The organism is Herbiconiux sp. (assembly GCF_023264895.1).
GTDB lineage: Bacteria > Actinomycetota > Actinomycetes > Actinomycetales > Microbacteriaceae > Herbiconiux.
In genome coordinates this window covers 1-16,613 of sequence record NZ_JAHFUY010000096.1, presented here as the reverse complement: position 1 = coordinate 16,613, position 16,613 = coordinate 1, and the positions used below count along the sequence as shown (strand labels likewise).

Annotated in this window: 18 protein-coding genes; 13 read left to right on the top strand and 5 right to left on the bottom strand. The window is 65.3% G+C overall.

Features of this window, described 5'->3' with window-relative positions:
- Window positions 1-820 precede the first annotated feature (820 nt).
- Together Q0D57_RS16035 and Q0D57_RS16030 are read left to right on the top strand one after the other, a co-directional pair.
- Window positions 821-1,450 carry a DUF1345 domain-containing protein gene (locus Q0D57_RS16035; protein WP_291045898.1) on the top strand — a complete coding sequence of 210 codons (630 nt, stop codon included), beginning with the start codon at window positions 821-823 and terminating at the stop codon, window positions 1,448-1,450.
- A 447-nt stretch (window positions 1,451-1,897) separates the two neighbouring features.
- Window positions 1,898-2,203 carry a thioredoxin family protein gene (locus Q0D57_RS16030; protein WP_291045896.1) on the top strand — a complete coding sequence of 102 codons (306 nt, stop codon included), beginning with the start codon at window positions 1,898-1,900 and terminating at the stop codon, window positions 2,201-2,203.
- Window positions 2,204-2,334: 131 nt separating this feature from the next.
- On the opposite strand, the gene Q0D57_RS16025 is transcribed toward Q0D57_RS16030, so the two are convergent.
- Window positions 2,335-3,564: an MFS transporter gene (locus tag Q0D57_RS16025; RefSeq protein WP_291045894.1), complete on the bottom strand. Its 1,230-nt coding sequence runs from the start codon at window positions 3,562-3,564 to the stop codon at window positions 2,335-2,337.
- 21 nt (window positions 3,565-3,585) lie between these two features.
- Window positions 3,586-3,948, bottom strand: coding sequence for a metalloregulator ArsR/SmtB family transcription factor (locus Q0D57_RS16020; protein WP_291045892.1), 363 nt, complete (start codon window positions 3,946-3,948; stop codon window positions 3,586-3,588).
- 85 nt (window positions 3,949-4,033) lie between these two features.
- On the opposite strand from Q0D57_RS16020, the gene Q0D57_RS16015 reads away from it, so the two are divergent.
- The 5 genes from Q0D57_RS16015 to Q0D57_RS15995 are packed head-to-tail and all read left to right on the top strand — an operon-like array spanning window position 4,034 to window position 8,107.
- On the top strand, window positions 4,034-4,447 hold the full coding sequence (locus tag Q0D57_RS16015) for an arsenate reductase ArsC (RefSeq protein ID WP_291045891.1): 414 nt from the start codon (window positions 4,034-4,036) through the stop codon (window positions 4,445-4,447).
- Window positions 4,448-4,450: 3 nt separating this feature from the next.
- Entirely contained in the window at window positions 4,451-5,434 is a 984-nt protein-coding gene (gene trxB / locus Q0D57_RS16010; RefSeq protein ID WP_291045888.1) for a thioredoxin-disulfide reductase, read from the top strand.
- A 15-nt stretch (window positions 5,435-5,449) separates the two neighbouring features.
- Window positions 5,450-6,769 (top strand): FAD-dependent oxidoreductase, encoded by a 1,320-nt coding sequence (locus tag Q0D57_RS16005; protein WP_291045886.1) that lies wholly within the window; start codon window positions 5,450-5,452, stop codon window positions 6,767-6,769.
- Between the two features lie 37 nt (window positions 6,770-6,806).
- Window positions 6,807-7,133, top strand: coding sequence for a metalloregulator ArsR/SmtB family transcription factor (locus tag Q0D57_RS16000; RefSeq protein ID WP_291045884.1), 327 nt, complete (start codon window positions 6,807-6,809; stop codon window positions 7,131-7,133).
- 2 nt (window positions 7,134-7,135) lie between these two features.
- Entirely contained in the window at window positions 7,136-8,107 is a 972-nt protein-coding gene (locus Q0D57_RS15995) for a three-helix bundle dimerization domain-containing protein (RefSeq protein WP_291045882.1), read from the top strand.
- Here the strand turns inward: Q0D57_RS15995 and Q0D57_RS15990 are convergent.
- The 3 genes from Q0D57_RS15990 to Q0D57_RS15980 all read right to left on the bottom strand — a co-directional run bounded on the left by Q0D57_RS15990 (window position 8,093) and on the right by Q0D57_RS15980 (window position 11,141).
- Window positions 8,093-8,869 (bottom strand): winged helix-turn-helix domain-containing protein, encoded by a 777-nt coding sequence (locus Q0D57_RS15990; RefSeq protein ID WP_291045880.1) that lies wholly within the window; start codon window positions 8,867-8,869, stop codon window positions 8,093-8,095. The genes Q0D57_RS15995 and Q0D57_RS15990 overlap by 15 nt on opposite strands.
- Before the next feature lie 97 nt (window positions 8,870-8,966).
- The gene (locus Q0D57_RS15985) at window positions 8,967-10,364 is read right to left on the bottom strand and encodes an FAD-dependent oxidoreductase (RefSeq protein ID WP_291045878.1); all 1,398 of its coding nucleotides are present in this window, start codon (window positions 10,362-10,364) and stop codon (window positions 8,967-8,969) included.
- A gap of 12 nt (window positions 10,365-10,376) precedes the next feature.
- A complete protein-coding gene (locus Q0D57_RS15980) occupies window positions 10,377-11,141 on the bottom strand; it encodes an MIP/aquaporin family protein (RefSeq protein WP_291045876.1) in 765 nt (254 codons plus the stop codon).
- 12 nt (window positions 11,142-11,153) lie between these two features.
- On the opposite strand from Q0D57_RS15980, the gene Q0D57_RS15975 reads away from it, so the two are divergent.
- From Q0D57_RS15975 to pstB, 6 genes are all read left to right on the top strand, one after another.
- Window positions 11,154-11,864 (top strand): helix-turn-helix domain-containing protein, encoded by a 711-nt coding sequence (locus tag Q0D57_RS15975; protein ID WP_366518637.1) that lies wholly within the window; start codon window positions 11,154-11,156, stop codon window positions 11,862-11,864.
- A 14-nt stretch (window positions 11,865-11,878) separates the two neighbouring features.
- Window positions 11,879-12,535, top strand: a complete 657-nt coding sequence (locus Q0D57_RS15970; protein ID WP_291045872.1) for an arsenate reductase ArsC — start codon at window positions 11,879-11,881, stop codon at window positions 12,533-12,535.
- Between the two features lie 174 nt (window positions 12,536-12,709).
- The gene (gene pstS, locus Q0D57_RS15965) at window positions 12,710-13,834 is read left to right on the top strand and encodes a phosphate ABC transporter substrate-binding protein PstS (protein WP_291045870.1); all 1,125 of its coding nucleotides are present in this window, start codon (window positions 12,710-12,712) and stop codon (window positions 13,832-13,834) included.
- A 112-nt stretch (window positions 13,835-13,946) separates the two neighbouring features.
- A complete protein-coding gene (gene pstC, locus Q0D57_RS15960; RefSeq protein ID WP_291045869.1) occupies window positions 13,947-14,900 on the top strand; it encodes a phosphate ABC transporter permease subunit PstC in 954 nt (317 codons plus the stop codon).
- On the top strand, window positions 14,897-15,802 hold the full coding sequence (pstA, locus tag Q0D57_RS15955; protein WP_291045866.1) for a phosphate ABC transporter permease PstA: 906 nt from the start codon (window positions 14,897-14,899) through the stop codon (window positions 15,800-15,802). Before pstC ends, pstA begins: the two co-directional genes overlap by 4 nt.
- A gap of 7 nt (window positions 15,803-15,809) precedes the next feature.
- Window positions 15,810-16,586 (top strand): phosphate ABC transporter ATP-binding protein PstB, encoded by a 777-nt coding sequence (pstB, locus tag Q0D57_RS15950; RefSeq protein ID WP_291045864.1) that lies wholly within the window; start codon window positions 15,810-15,812, stop codon window positions 16,584-16,586.
- The last annotated feature ends 27 nt before the right edge of the window (window positions 16,587-16,613 follow it).

The window sequence follows — 16,613 nt, the reverse complement described above, 5'->3', positions numbered from 1 at the left end:
CGCCCAGGACCCTTCGGGATGCGACGAGTAGACAACATGACCTCCAACAGTGGGATTCACGTTGCAACGATGGATGGAAACCACCCCGTCGCTATGGCCTCATATTCGAGCGTTGCCGACACTCCGTTTCCCCCTGGCCTGAGGTGGTCGAGTCCCGTGTCACGCACCGCTGCGCACCGCTCGGTCGCGAGCACCGACCTCGACGAGTCCTGCGTCTGCTACCTGAGTGGTCCGCAGATGGCGCTCGACACCGAGAGGACCGGTGCGGATCGCGAACGGCCCCCCACCAGCATGTCGGTCCCTGCTCCCCGAGGAACCTGCAGACCTGGGCGGAGTGCCTGCTCCCCACGGGATTCCACGAGACCCTGTCCGTCGCTCTGTTCGAGGACGGGGGCCGGCACGTGGGCTTCATGACGGGTCTCGGCGGACGAGCTACTCACCGCCGATTCGGCTCTGATCGGCGCCGCGAGGGACGCCATTGCCGAGGGGCAGAACCACGCCTCGTTCCTGTGGCCCCGCGGACACCGGCAGTCGCCGGACGGCTACGTGCGGGTGACGGTGCTGGCCTGCGAGAGAGAACTCGCCGCAGTGACCCGCGGAGTCGTCGCGCTCTTCCCCGCGACGCGCCTGCGGGGCCTGACACCGCGGGAGCTCGAGGTGCTGGGCCCTGGTCACGCTGGCCGCCACGTCGCGCACGCTCGCGGCCGTCCGCGCCGGCCTCCACGTCCCCCTCTCGCGAGCCCGGCCCGGGCGAGCTCCGCGCGGAGCATCACTGCACTGCGCGACCGGACGACGAACCACCGTTCAGAAAGGAACCGTCATGTCTCACCTGTCCGTCAAGGCCGGTGTCGCCGCACTCGTCGGCGCAGCCGTCGCGGCGATCGCCGCGCTCCTCGGTGTCCCAGATCTGTCGCCTCTGCTCGGCTGGGTGATCGCCGCGGCGGTGTTCCTCGTCTGGGCGTGGTCGACGGCGTGGCCGGCCGGCCCCGGACGCACCCGCGACCTTGCCCGCCACGAGGACCGGTCCCGGAAGCTGGTCGACTCGCTCATCATCGCCGCCACCTTCCTCAGCCTCGTCCTCGTGGTCATCGCGCTCCTCCGGAGCCAGCAGAAGGACCCCGTCGGATCCGCGGCCGCGATCCTCGCTGTCGTCGGGGTCGTCGCGGCCTGGGCGCTCATCAACACCGTCTACGCCTTCAAATACGCGCGCATGTACTACCTCGACGACCGCCACCGCTTCGACTTCGACCAGGACGAGGACCCGTCCTACAGCGACTTCGCCTACACAGCCTTCTCGATCGGCATGGCGTACAGCGCGAGCAACATCACCCAGTCCTCCACCCCCTCACGCCGCATCGCCCTGGCCCACGCTCTGCTGTCCTACTTCTTCGGCACCTTCGTGGTGGCCGTCGCCATCAACCTGATCACCGGCCTCACCCAGGGAGGGTGAGGAGCGCGGCACATCGTCCGTCTCAGGGCCCCGTCCGCGAACCTCGTCGGAAGCGAGCACCGGATCTTCACACTGTGAGCAGGACCAGACCGAGCTGCGGCGGCCACTCACGGACGAAACACGGAGCCGAGCCGCAGAGAGCAGCACAGCAAAGAGCGTCGCGGTGGACGATCCCCTATCGAGACGAGGCGTGCAGCTACTCCGCTACGGTTGCCGGCTCCATCCACGTCGAACACGGAGCTGACGTTTTGGTTATGCCGGATGGGCCAGGTTCGAAATACCCGGCGGCGTAGTAGACGCTGACCGACCAGAACGCGTCGGCGGGTACATCCCGGAACGTCATCGAGTAGCGACCCAGCGGAAGCTGCGGATCGACGTTGATGTACGACGCCTCGGCATCGAGTAGGCCGCCCCAGCTGAGGGCGGTTCTAGGCAGATCATGACGACGTGAGCATCCAGATTCCGCATATCGACGCCTGCCCCAACTGGACCGAGGCTGGCGATCGTGCGCGCGAGGCAGTTCGATCCTTGGGGCTGGACGAAGCGCAGATCTCGTTCCGGCTCCTGGCCTCAGGAGCGGAGGCTCGACGGTCCCGATTCGCGGGACCGCCCGAGATTCTTCTCGACGGCGAGGACTTGTTCCCGGGAGGAGAACCGACTGACGAGCTGGCATGCGTCTACGCCACCCCGGCTGGTTCGGCAGGATCACCCACCACGGAGCAGATCGTCGACGCTATCCAAGCCCGTGACTGAATCGCCTGTGGTGTGTTCGTGCTGCGGTCGATCGATGCCCCGATCGAAAGTGCACCAGCTGAGCGCCGGCGGCGGCTACCTATGCCGCCGTTGCGGGCTTTGGATCGCGCTACGTCCGCGGAACGACAACCTCAGCTAATGAAGGGCGGTCGGGTCGCTGCTGTCAATGCCGGCGGTCGTGTCCGCCGAGCATCCGCCGCGAATGCGGCAGCGGCACTGGCAAGGGCGATGGCTGAGAAGATCGCAGCGGCTGTTGCGTAGGAACTGGTGATGGTTCCTACTGCAACCCCGGCGACGGGAGTAAGAGCCATGGCCGCTGTGATCGGTGCGCCGAACACGCCGTTGAGAGATCCGAGTCGATCTCTTCCCCATCGCTCAGCGATCGCGGTCGCCTGAATCAGAGTGAGCGCCCCTCGAGCTGCGCCCGCGATGACCGCGACGACCGCCAAGAGGAGCGGCGGCCCAGCGACGACTGCAAACAGAAAGAGAACTATCGCGATCGATGCACCAACCGCGGCCGGCCGGAGTCGGGACGGAATGTACCGGTTGAGGGCAATCAGCCCAATGCGGCCGATGACTTGGCCTATCCCGACGAGAGCAAGGCCGGCTGCAGCAAACCCCGTCGAGAACCCGTGTTCGGCGAACAGGGGAATGAGGTTGAGGGTGACGGCGTAGGCCGAGAACGTGAGTCCGGTGACCCCGATGACAAGAAAGAGGAACATCCGGGAGCGGATGACTGGTCCATCACGCCGCCCAGGGGTGGCCACCTTCTCGTTGCTTGCTGCCCGTTCGGCGGGCAGAAGAAGGTGAAGTGGAACTGTGGTTGCCGTCAGAACGAGGCCCAGGACGAGGTAGGTGGTCCGCCAGTCGAGCGCGGTGAGGAGTTGCGCGGTGATGGGAACGAAGACCGTTGAGGCGAGCCCGCCGGCGAGAGTGAGCAGCAGCATGGGCTTGTCAAGACCGGAGCCGTAGTGTCGCCCGATGACGGTGAAGGCGGGTTGATACAACACGGCTGCCTGCGCCACCCCAACCACGAGCCATGCGAGAAGAAAAAAGACAAGCGTCGGGGCAAGTGCCACAAGGACGAGCCCGACCGCGGCAACCAGCGACCCCGCGGTCATGACGGTTCGAGGTGAGATTCGATCGAGCAGTCGACCGACCAGGATGCCCGCGAGAGCCGAGAGGATCAGGCCGCCTGAGAAGCTCGCTGTGATGGATACGGCTGACCATCCCGTGTCGGCCTCTATCGCCGCGGTCGCGGCAGGCAGGGAATAGTAGAGCGTTCCCCAGCTGATGATCTCGGTGACGCAGAGAATGACGACGACTCGGTCGAGGCCACGCCAGAGTCGGCGGCGATCCATGATTCAGCGCCGGTGGCAGTCCTACTTCTCGCCGACGACGAGCAGCGCAGCGGAGAGGCTGCCGAGAGCACCAGGAATGAGACTGTAGTAGGCCCAGGTGCCGCGCTTTTCGCGGGCGAAGATTCCAGCCTCGACGAGGATCTTGAGGTGGTGCGAGACAGTTCCTTGGGACAACCCGAGCGGTTCCGTCAGGTCACAGACACAGGCCTCCGCGTTCGCGTGAGCTGCAACGAGAGAGACGAGCCGAAGCCTCGCCGGGTCCGCCACGGCTTTGAGACGTGACGAGAGCAGGTCAGCGTCTTCCACGCTGAGCGTGTCGCTGTCTAGAGGTGTGCAGCACTCGACCGACACGTCCGTGAGGGGCAACAGCTGGATTGTTGACATGGGCACCCTCACTTAGATTGACAGTCATCAATACGGTAACCATACTGTAGATCGACGCTCATCGATCTACCCCTTGAGGAAAATCATGCCTGAAAAGCCCACCGTCCTGTTCGTCTGCGTTCACAACGCCGGCCGTTCCCAGATGGCTGCCGGTTATATGACCGCTCTGTCCAATGGCCAGGTCGAGGTGCTGTCCGCTGGCTCGGAGCCGAAGGATCAGATCAACCCGGTCGCGATTGAGGCCATGGCCGAAGAGGGCATCGATATCACCGGGAACACCCCGAAGATCCTCACCACCGAGGCCGTGCAGGAGTCCGACGTCGTGATCACGATGGGGTGCGGCGACACGTGCCCGATCTTCCCGGGCAAGCGGTACGAGGACTGGGAGCTCGAGGACCCGGCCGGGCAGGGCATTGAGGCGGTCCGCCCGATTCGCGATGACATCAAGGCGCGCATCGAAGCGCTGCTCGCCGAGATCCTCCCGGCACCGGTGAACTGACCGATGCCTATCGAGAACGTTGTTGTCGTCGGGTCCGGACCTGCCGGGTACACCGCCGCGATCTACCTAGCCCGCGCGGGCCTCTCCCCCGTCGTCCTGACCAGCTCGGTCGAGATCGGCGGTGCCTTGATGAACACCACTGAGGTCGAGAACTTCCCCGGGTTCACCGACGGCATCATGGGGCCGGACCTGATGGAGAATCTGCGGAAGCAGGCCGAACGTTTCGGCGCCCGTCTGGTCTATGACGACGTCACCGCGCTCGAACTCTCCGGCGACGTGAAGACGATCAGCACCGGCTACGGGGAGACCTACCAAGCTCACGCTGTCGTCCTGGCTATGGGTTCCGCGTACCGGAAGCTGGGCGTGGAGGGAGAGGAACGCCTCTCCGGCCACGGCGTTTCCTGGTGTGCAACGTGCGACGGTGCATTCTTCCGCGGCCAGGACATCGCCACCGTCGGTGGCGGTGACTCCGCGCTCGAGGAAGCGATGTTCCTCACCCGCTTCGCGGACTCGGTCACGCTGGTTCACCGTCGGGACGCGTTGCGCGGTTCGAAGATCATGCAGGAGCGTGCGCTGGCGAACCCGAAGATCCGGATGCAGTGGAACAGCGAGATTATTGAGGCCAAGGGAGATGTGAAGCTCTCCGGACTCACTGTGCGCGACACCGTCTCGGGTGAGACGTCCCACCTGGACGCCACCGGTCTGTTCATCGCGATCGGTCATGACCCGCGCAGCGATCTGGTCGCCGGTCAGATCGATCTGGATGACGGCGGTTACGTGAAGGTGGCGCATCCGTCGACGGAGACCAACCTCACCGGTGTGTTCGCATGCGGGGATCTCGTCGATCGTCGTTACCGCCAGGCCATCACCGCGGCCGGCACTGGCTGTGCGGCGGCCCTCGACGCGGAACACTATCTCGCCGCTCATGGCCTTGCCTCACACGCTCAGATCGAGACCGCTGAACTCGACGACGTCGCAGCCCACTGATTCGAAGGAGAAGCCATGACGCTCGCTGATCTACCTACCCTCACCCTCCCGCCGTCGCGGAAGCTCGACCGACTTCCCGTCGCTGTGATCGGTGCCGGACCCGTCGGTCTCGCCGCCGCCGCCGAGCTGCTCGAGCGCGGCGTCGACGTCATCGTTCTGGAAAAGGGTGACACCGCAGGAGCCGCCGTCCGCCAGTGGGGTCATACCCGCTTGTTCTCGCCCTGGAAGTACCTGGTCGATGACGCGGCAGTCCGACTGCTGGATGCGGCCGGCTGGCGGGCTCCGAAAGCGGAGCGGGCTCCGTACGGGCGTGAGCTCGTTGACGACTACCTGCTGCCGCTTTCGAACACCGAAGCGCTGAAGCCGCGCATTCGGTACGGCATGACGGTCACTGACGTGACGCGGGAGGGCATGGACCGCACCCGGTCGACCGGGCGAAGCAGCACACCGTTCCAGCTCCGAATCCGCACCGCGGACGGCGCCGTCGAGGATCTCCGTGCAAGGGCGGTCGTCGATACTTCCGGCACCTACAGCAGCCCGAACGGGCTGACGTCCTCGGGCCTCGATCCGGCCCACGCCGCGGACGTATCCGCGAGCATCAGCCATGCCCTGCCCGATGTGCTCGGGACCGACCACGATCTGTTCGCCGGAAAGCACATTCTCGTCGTCGGGGCAGGTCATTCGGCTGCGAACACGTTGCTGAAGCTCGCGTCCCTGGCCCGGGACGAACCGGGAACCACGATCACCTGGGCTATTCGCAACTCCAGCCCGGTGCGCGTGTACGGCTCCTCGGCAGATGAGCTGGAAGGTCGGGGCCAGCTGGGTGAATCCACGCACGACCTGGTGCGACGCGGCGCTGTGGCGTTGATCGATCAGTTCGAGATCGATGACATCCGATCCAGCACGGATGGTCGGGTCGAGGTGCTCGGCCGTCGCGCCGGTGAGCCGGCGAGCATCGAAGCGGACCGCGTCGTGAACGCGACCGGGTTCCGGCCGGATCTGGACATGCTTCGCGAGATCCGGATCTCGCTCGATGAGATCGTAGAGGCACCTCGAGCGCTCGCGCCGTTGATCGATCCGAACCTGCACTCGTGCGGAACCGTCTACCCGCACGGGGTGACCGAGCTGGCTCATCCGGAACCGAACTTCTACATCGCCGGCATGAAGAGCTATGGCCGCGCCCCGACGTTCTTGCTGCTCACCGGGTACGAGCAGGTGCGGTCGATTGCGGATGAATTGGTCGGCAACCGCGAGGCTGCACGTCAGGTTCAGCTGGTGCTTCCCGAGACGGGTGTGTGCTCAACCGGTGATCAGAGCGGTTCCTGCTGCAGCTGACTCGGGCTGGCCATGCGCGTGAACTACAATCACGCGCATGGCCATTGCGGATCGCGACTCCCCCACGGATGTCGCCTCGGGTGGCGCGCTGGACCGAGACGCCGCGGAAGCACTGGCCCGCACGTTCCGGGCAGTGTCTGATCCCACTCGCCTGCAGATCCTCAGCTTCATCAACGGCAGCGCCCGCGGTGAGGCGATGGTCAGCGAGATCACGGCCTACCTGGGGCTCCGCCAGCCCACCGTGAGTCACCACTTGAAAGTCATGGCCGAGGACGGCCTGCTTGTTCGTCGTCAAGAAGGGCGAACAGCCTGGTTCTCCATCACACCCGAGCGACGCACTGCGATCGCTGACCTGTTGAGCTGACAATGACCGATCTCCCTCCTCGAGGCCTTCCTCCGCTGGATGCCTCGACCGCGCAAGCACGCGCTCGTCAGATCTCCGTGATCGCCGATCCGCTGCGGCTCCGCATCCTGAGCATCATGGCGACCCGCCCCGCAGAGCAGCACAGCTCCAGCTCTCTCGCCGCGGAACTCGACGTCGGCGTCGAAACAATCACCGGTCACCTCGAGGAGCTCAGGACCGTCGACCTCGTCACAACGGTGCCCGCGGAGGGCGCCCCCGCCTACAGCCCTTCACCGGAAGCATGGGTGCGATTCGGCCGCCTGCTGACCGGCAAGAGCTCTTACCAGGAACCAGTCCAAGCAGCGGGCGCAGCGTCGACGGTGGGCCTCCCCGACGCTATCCAGCGGGTCGCCGAACGGCTCGCCTACCGGTTCAGCTCGCACTTCTCCCGAGAGACCGTGGAGCGGTATGTGGCCGAAAGCTATGTCCTCTTGAGCACGCGCGCAAGCGTCTCCCGTCATCTGCCCTCTCTCACGAGCCGCTTCGCGACCGATCGCCTCGGAGCTCTCGCCGCCGCTAAGGGTTTCGATCTACGAGGCACCCCTGAGGTGCTGTTCGTGTGCGTGCAGAACTCGGGACGATCCCAGATGGCCGCGGGCCTTCTCCGTCAGCTCGCCGGTGACCGCGTCCACGTCCGCACTGCAGGGTCGCAGCCGGCGGAGAGCATCGACCCGGTCGTGGTCGACATCCTTGATGAGATCGGTGTTCCGATCGTGGCCGAGTTCCCGAAGCCCCTCACCGACGAAGTCGTCCAGGCCGCCGACATCGTGATCACGATGGGCTGTGGTGACGCCTGCCCGGTGTATCCGGGGCGGATGTACATGGATTGGCCGATCGAGGACCCGATCGGGAAGCCTCTGGAGCAGATGCGAGTGATTCGCGATGAGATCCAACAGCGGGTCGAGAGCTTGCTGCGCGGGTTACGCCTCGCCTGAAGGGTCCACGACTCGATAGCCGAGCCCGTGCACGGTCTGCACCCGTTCTCCCGCTGCAGCGTCGATGACGGAGAGCTTCTTCCGCACCTTGGTGACCAGGACGCGGGCATTGCTGACGCTCCCGTCGCCGTAGACAGCTAGGGCGTCCGCGAGTTCATCCACCGGCACCACTCGAGGGCTGTTCACCATCAGGTACTTCAACAGTTCGAGTTCTCGAGGTGTCAGGTTCACCGATGTTCCGGAAACGGTCGCGCGGTAAGCGAGAGGTTCGACGGTGATGGTTCCGACGGTCACGGGTTGCTCGTCATGTCCGGCCTGGAATCCCAGGCCCTTCACCGTCGTGGACAGCTCATCGCCGGTGAACGGCAGATGGAGGATGGAGCGGGCTCCGCATCCGAGAGCTGCGAATGCACGTTCGCTCGCATCCATCCCCTCGGTGAGCCCGACCACGACGGGAACATCACACCACCCCACCACAGCCTCGACGAACCGGGTCAGCTCCACCCCGACGATGTCCGTCGAGACGACGACGACGGCAGGATCTTCACTGGACAACGCCAGCAGAGCCGCTGTTCCCTCGGAGAAGGGCCGGATGTCGAGGCCTCCATGGAGGGTGCCCGGCTTCTGAGTCCCGATCAGGGGGGCTTCCGCCGAGACGACCATCACGCGCAGCGGCCACTTGGTGGGGGCCGGTGCACGCCGAGTTGCGCCGCTGTGCGCGTAGGCCAGCTCACCGACCGCCGAGTTGCCTCGAACCACCATGCGCGCACCTCTTCTCGTTCATCCCCATCGAAACTCGACCGGGTGAATCTCACGTGAACAGTCCGCAACGCTACCATTTACATAGACAGACATCTATCTAATTGGTGGCGAGCAGGGTGCTCCGCAGCTCTCGACTCCACGCCTGCGTGGCGACCTGCACGGCGTCCCACGGGGAGCCGAGCGGAGGCGTGTAGGAGAGATCGAGATCGCTCATTGCCTCGACTGTCATGCCGTGGTGCAGGGCGACAGCGTAGGTGTCGACGCGTTTGGCGATCTCGGCACCGCGGGCGCCGACGAGCTGGGCGCCGAGCAGGAGCCCGTTGTCGGTGTCGCCGGTGATGCGGATGCTCAGCGGCTTCGCGCCGGGGTAGTAGGCCTTGTGGTCATCCGCAATCGCGGTTCCACTGAGGGGCGTGTAGCCGGCGGCGATGCCTTCGTGGTCGCGGAGTCCGGTGCGGGCGGCGACCAGGTCGAAGACCTTCACGACCTGCGTGCCGAGGCTTCCGGCGAAGCGGGCGTCGCCGCCGATCGCGTTTTCTCCGGCGACTCGCCCCTGCTTGTGTGAGGTGGTGCCCAGCGGCAGGTAGGTGACGCCGAGGAGGCGGTGGTGGGTGACGACTCCGTCGCCGGCGGCCCAGACGTGGGGCAGGCCGGTGCGCATCTGCTCGTCGACCATGACCGCTCCCCCGGGGCCGGTGGTCGCGCCGGCGTCGGTGAGGAGGCTCGTGTTGGGTCGCACACCGACGACGACGAGCACGAGGTCGGCGGTGCGGGCGAAGCCGTCACCGTTCTCGAACCCGGTGACGGTGAGGTGACCGCCATCGCGGGAGACTGCTTCAACGCGGGCGTTCGTGACGACGTCGACGCCGTGGCGGGTGAGCTCGTCGTGAACGAGGGAGCCGAGTTCTGGGTCAAGGGTGGACAGCACCTCGGGACCACGCTGCAGCTGGGTCACCTGGAGGCCACGGACGGTGAGGGCTTCGGCCATCTCGAGGCCAACATAACCGGCGCCCACGATGATCGCGGTCTCCGGCTGGCGCTCGTCGAGGTAGCGCTCGAGGGCGAAGGTGTCGCCCATCGAGTGCAGGAGGTGCACGCCGTCGTCCGGGCCGAGCCCGTCGGGGCCGCCGATCCCGAGGATGCCGGCGGTCGACGGGGAGGCCCCTGTGCCAACCATCAGTTCGTCGTAAGCGATCGTCGACTCCTGCCCGTTCTGATCGCGGACGGTGAGTTGCTGGCCGGCGACGTCGATGCTTGTGGCGAGGGTGTCGAGTCGGAGCTGCATGCCGGTGGCTTCGAGATCGGCGTGGGTGCGGTGGGCGAGGGACTGCCAGGGCTGGACCTCGCGGGAGAAGTAATACGGGATGCCGCAGATGGAGAAGTTCGGGTAGGAGTCCGCGACGACGACGGTGACGTCGACGGTGGGGTCGAGTTCGCGGGCGCGGAGGGCCGTGGAGATGCCGGCGTCGCTTCCGCCGATGGCTACTAGATGCATGGAGGGTGCCTTTCAGACGTTGGCGTTGGTCGATGATGCGGGCGGGACGAGGACGTCGCCGGCTGCTCGTGACGCGGTGGGGTAGAACAGCAGAACCAGGCCAAGACCCAGCGCTCCGCCAATCAGTTGCATGAGCACGTATCCCGGCACAGAACCAGGCGCTATCCCGGCGAACGTATCCGAGAACATGCGGGCGATCGTGACCGCTGGGTTAGCAAAAGACGTCGAGCTGGTGAACCAGTAGGCCGCTCCGATATATGCACCGACTGCAGCTGCGGAAGCCGCTCCCCGGCCTGTCCGAGCGAGCGCGAAGATCAACAGCACCAGGCCGGCGGTGGCGACGACTTCCGCAAGAAGATGTCCGCCCGTGACACGATCCTTGGTCGAGAGGGCCGGGCCGACGTCGAACATGAGGTTGGCCAGAACAGCCCCGGCAATTCCCCCCGCGATCTGAGCGATGACATAGGGCAGGAGATCGCGAAGAGGCAACCCGGTTCGTGCAGAACGTCCTATCAGCCAGTCCACCGTCGAGACGACGGGATTGAAGTGGGCGCCGGAGACGGGGCCGAGCATCAGGATCAGCACGGCGAGGCCAAACGCGGTCGCAAGGCTGTTCTCGAGCAGTTGAAGACCGATGTCGTCCGGCGACAGCTGTGCGGCCGCGATGCCGGATCCGACGACGATGGTCACGAGAAGTCCGGTTCCGACGAATTCGGCGGTGAGGCGGCGGAGCAGGTGCGGGCGCCCAACAGGAGGGGAAGGAGTTGCAGTTTTCATTGTTGGCCCATCTTGACGGGAGAATTTAATACAGTCAAGATTGCAACAATGAACATTGAACTACAGACAGAGGTTGTCCGGCGCGCCGCGAAGCACGCCGCACTCGGCGATCCCGCCCGCCTTCAGCTGGTGGACCTGCTGACACTCGGCGATCTCGCGCCGAGTGAGATCGGTGCTGCCCTCGGGGTGCGGTCCAACCTCATCACCCATCACCTGAAGGTGCTCGAGGCCGTCGGCATCATCACCCGAACCCCTTCGGAGGCGGACAAGCGGCGCAGCTACGTTCATCTCGTCGACGGGTCACTCGAGGACATCACCCCGGGGGCGGCGCTCGCAGCCCAACGGGTGGTGTTCGTGTGCTCGGCGAACTCCGCACGCTCACAGCTCGCCTCCGCCCTGTGGGCGAACGTCAGCAACGTCCCGTCGGCCTCGGGCGGCACGCATCCGGCTGAACGAATCGACCCCGGCGCCCTCGCGGTCGCCGCGCGGCACGACCTCCGACTCACGGAGACGCATCCACGCAACCTCGTCGACGTCGTCACCGATCGTGACTTCGTCATCACCGTCTGCGATAACGCTCACGAACAGCTGGGCGTTACCGGGAATCTGCACTGGTCGATCCCGGACCCGGTTCGAATCGGCACCGACGCCGCGTTCGACACCACCGTCACCGAACTCAAGCGGCGCATCTCGTCGCTCGCGCCGCGACTCGTCGCATCCTGACTGGAGCATCACCCATGAACCCCATGATCACCCTCGACCAAGAGGTCGCCTTGAGGACCGCGGCGACGCGGCTCGAGCGAACGTTCGAAGGCACCTACAACGTGGAGACGATCCAACGTTTCCTGCTGTCCTCGTACGACCAGTTCGCCGGTCGAGCGAAGGTCACGACCTTCCTGCCACTCCTCGCCGAGCGCTTTGCGAAGCAGCGACTCAGTGCGCTCGCCCGCGTGGAGGGCAAGCACCTGGACGGGAAACCCACCGTGTTGTTCCTGTGCGTCCACAACGCCGGCCGTTCACAGATGGCCCTGGGATTCTTCGAGCACTACGCCGGCGAGAACGCTGTCGCGTGGTCCGGCGGTTCGGAACCCGGCGATGAAGTCAACTCGCAGGCGATCGCAGCGATGACTGAACGGGGCATCGACATCTCGAACGAATACCCCAAGCCCTGGACGGATGAGGTGGTTCGCGCAGCGGATGTCGTCATCACCATGGGGTGCTGTGACGCGTGCCCGATATTCCCGGGCAAGAGGTACGAGGAGTGGGTGCTCGATGACCCGGAGGGAAAATCCGCAGCCGACATCCGGCCCATCAGGGACGAGATCGAACGACGCGTGCTCACGCTGCTCGAGGAGATCGACGTGCCGGCCCAGCACCAAGTGATCGGCACCTGAGCTGCAATCGTCGATTTGATAGATGCGCATCTATGTTTACCTTCCGTTAATACATAGATCGCCGTCTATTCATGGCGGCTCCGTAGGTTCGAACCGCCGCAAGATCCGCGGCCGACACCTCCGGGGCCGCTTTCTTGCACGAGTGGTCACGGTTCATCTCTCCGAAGGAGAACAGTGAAACTCAATCGATCCGGCAGCATCCTCGGCGGGACGGCAGCGCTTGCGGCGCTCCTCCTCGCCGGCTGCAGCGCCGACAACAACGTCACGCCCGCGTCGACCGGTGCCGCAGCGGCTGGCAGCTCCTCCGTCGAATGCGGCGGAGTGGACGCACTCAAGTCGAGCGGCTCCACCGCCCAGGCCAACGCGATGACCCGCTTCGTGGCTGCATTCGAGGCGGCCTGCGCCGACCAGACACTCGACTACACCTCGAACGGGTCGGGCGCAGGTGTGTCCGAGTTCATCGGCGGGCAGACGAACTTCGGCGGTTCGGATTCCTCCCTCAGCGAGGACAAGGGCGAGCCTGCTGCCGCAGAGGAGACCTGCGGCAGCGAAGCATGGAACCTCCCCGTCGTCTTCGGACCGATCGCGGTGACCTACAACGTCTCGGGCGTCGATGACCTCGCTCTTGATGGCCCGACTCTCGGTCAGATCTTCAGCGGTGGAATCACCAGCTGGGACGATGCTGCCATCGCCGCCTTGAACGAGGGCGTGGAGCTGCCGGCGGAGCCGATCAATGTGATCTACCGATCGGACGAGTCCGGCACCACCGATAACTTCCAGAAGTACCTCGACGCTGCCTCCGACGGCAGCTGGGGCAAGGGCGCCGGCAAGTCCTTCGCCGGCGGCGTCGGTGAAGGCGCCAAGGGCAACGAGGGCACCTCGGCTGCCATCGCTTCCACCGAGGGCAGCATCACCTACAACGAGTGGTCCTACGCCACCTCCCAGGGACTCGCCATCGCGAGCATCATCACGTCGGCCGGCCCCGAACCTGTGGAGATCACGACCGAGACCGTCGGCAAGACGATCGACGGCGCGACGATCAAGGGCGAGGGCAACGACCTGGTGCTGGACACCAACTCGTTCTATCTCCCCACCGAGCCGGGCGCCTACCCGATCGTGCTTGCGACCTACGAGATCGTCTGCTCGAAGTACGAGGACCCCGAGGTCGGCACCGCAGTGCGCGCCTTCCTGCAGGCCACCATTACCGATGGCCAGGTCGGCCTCGAGGACAACGGGTACATCCCGATCCCCGAGTCGTTCCAGGAGAAGCTGACCACGGCCGTCAACGCCATCAGCTGAGACCATGCCTGACGTCAACATAGACGTCGCCGCACCTGGGGACCGACCGCGACAGGCGGCCGGTCCCCAGCCGGGCGACAGGAACAGGAAATCTCCCACGGGTCCGCGAGAGATGTCGCAGCTCGAGGCGCTTTCGATCACCCGCCCCGGTCGAACCGCCGATGTCGTGATGCGCGTGCTGGCCACCGCATCCGGCGCCCTCGTCGTCGCAGCGATCGCGCTGATCGCGTTGTTCCTGCTCGTCCAAGCGATCCCTTCACTCCAGGCCAATCAGGCGAACTTCCTCACCAGCGGCGAATTCTCTACCAGCGACCCGGCGGATCTGCGCTTCGGGATCAAGGATCTGCTGATCGTCACCGTGCTCAGCTCGGTGGTCGCGCTCGTGCTGGCCGTTCCGGTGGCGATGGGGATCGCGATCTTCCTCACCAACTACGCGCCCCGCCGAATCTCCCGTCCGCTGAGCTCGGTGATCGATCTACTGGCTGCGGTGCCCTCGATCGTCTTCGGCCTCTGGGGCATCTTCATCCTCGCCCCCGTCCTCGAGCCGTTCGCGGTCTGGCTGAACGCCACCCTCGGCTGGTTCCCACTCTTCGCCACGGGCAACGTCTCGATCACCGGTGGCGGTACGATCTTCACCGCCTCCATCGTCCTGGCGATCATGATCCTGCCGATCATCACCACCGTGGCACGCGAGTCATACCGCCAGACCCCGCGATCCACGATCGAAGCAGCCCAGTCGCTCGGTGCCACGCGGTGGGAGGTGATCAGGATGACCGTGATCCCGTTCGGCCGCTCCGGCACCATCGCCGGCGCCATGCTCGGCCTGGGTCGCGCACTCGGCGAAACCGTCGCAGTCCTTCTCATCCTCCGCGCTTCCCCGCTTCCGGCGGCGTTCACCGTCTTCGACGGCGGGTACACCTTCGCCTCGAAGATCGCCTCTGCAGCCGCCGAGTTCAGCTCGCCCCTCCCGACCGGTGCCTACATCGCGGCGGGGTTCGTGCTGTTCGCCCTCACCTTCATCGTCAACGTGATCGCCCGCGCGGTCGCAGGATCGAAACTCGGATGACCACGACAACCAGACCGCCGCGCCAGACCGCCTTCATCCCGATCAGCACCGGGCGCAGGGCCCGCAGCGCCACGTGGGGCATCCTCGTCGTCGCCGCGTTCGTGGTCGCGCTGATCCCGCTCGCCTGGCTGTTGATCATCGTCATCACCCGAGGATTCGAAGCAATCGTCTCCCCCACCTGGTGGACCAACTCCCTGAAGGGCGTCCTCCCGGAGCAATTCGCCGGCGGCGTCTACCACGCGATCTACGGCACACTCGTGCAAGCGGGGATCGCCGCCCTCATCGCTGTGCCGCTGGGCATCCTCATCGCGATCTACCTCGTGGAGTACGGCAAGAAATCGCCACTGGCACGGCTTGCGACATTCATGGTCGACGTCCTCTCCGGCATCCCCTCGATCGTGGCAGCTCTTTTCGTCTTCAGCCTCTGGATCGTCACCTTGGGCTTTCAGCAGAGCGCCTTCGCGGTCGCACTGGCTCTCGTGCTGCTGATGATCCCCGTGGTGGTGCGTTCCACGGAGGAGATGCTCCGCATCGTCCCCGATGACCTCCGAGAGGCGTCATACGCGCTGGGGCTCTCCAAAGCCGTGACGATCATGCGCGTCGTTCTTCCCACGGCATCCTCGGGCATCGTCTCCGGCATCCTCCTCGCGATCGCTCGCGTGATGGGAGAGACCGCCCCCGTACTGGTTCTCGTCGGATACAGCCGGGCGATGAACTACGACGTCTTCGAAGGCAACATGGCATCTCTGCCGCTGCTGATCTACACGGAGCTGATCAACCCCCTGCCCGCCGGGCAGCTGCGCGCGTGGGGTGCCGCGCTGACACTGATCATCATCATCGCCGTCATCAACATCGCCGCCACAGCGATCGCCCGATTCCTCAACCGCAAACAGAACGCCTAGGAACCCGATGTCCAAGAGCCTCGAGGTCAAAGACCTCAACATCTACTACGGCAGCTTCCACGCCGTCGACTCCGTCACCTTCAACGTCAAACCCAACAGCGTCACCGCCCTCATCGGCCCCTCCGGGTGCGGTAAGTCGACTGTGCTGAGAACACTGAACCGGATGCACGAAGTGATCCCAGGGGCCAGCGTCGAGGGAACCGTCCTCCTCGACGGTGAGAACATCTATGCCCCCAATGTGAGCCCGGTAGCCGTCCGCCGGACGATCGGCATGGTCTTCCAGCGACCGAATCCGTTCCCGTCGATGTCCATCCGCGACAACGTCACCGCCAGCCTCCGCCTCCAGGGCATCAAGGGCAAGAAGAAGCTCGACGACATCGTCGAGCAGTCCCTCCGAGGGGCGAACCTCTGGGCCGAGGTCAAGGATCGTCTCGACAAGCCCGGAGTCGGCCTCTCCGGCGGACAGCAGCAGCGGCTGTGCATCGCACGCTCGATCGCGGTCGAACCCGACGTGCTGCTGATGGATGAGCCGTGCTCCGCCCTCGACCCGATCTCGACTCTCGCCATCGAGGAACTCATCTCGAACCTGAAGAAGCAGTTCACCATCGTGATCGTCACCCACAACATGCAGCAGGCAGCTCGAGTCAGCGATCAGACCGCTTTCTTCAACCTCGCCGGTGTCGGCAAGCCCGGAGAGCTGATCGAGATCGGCGACACCGAGAAGATCTTCGCCAAACCCGAGAAGCAGGCGACGGAGGACTACATCTCCGGAAAATTCGGATGATCGACACCACCGAGACACCGCGCCTCC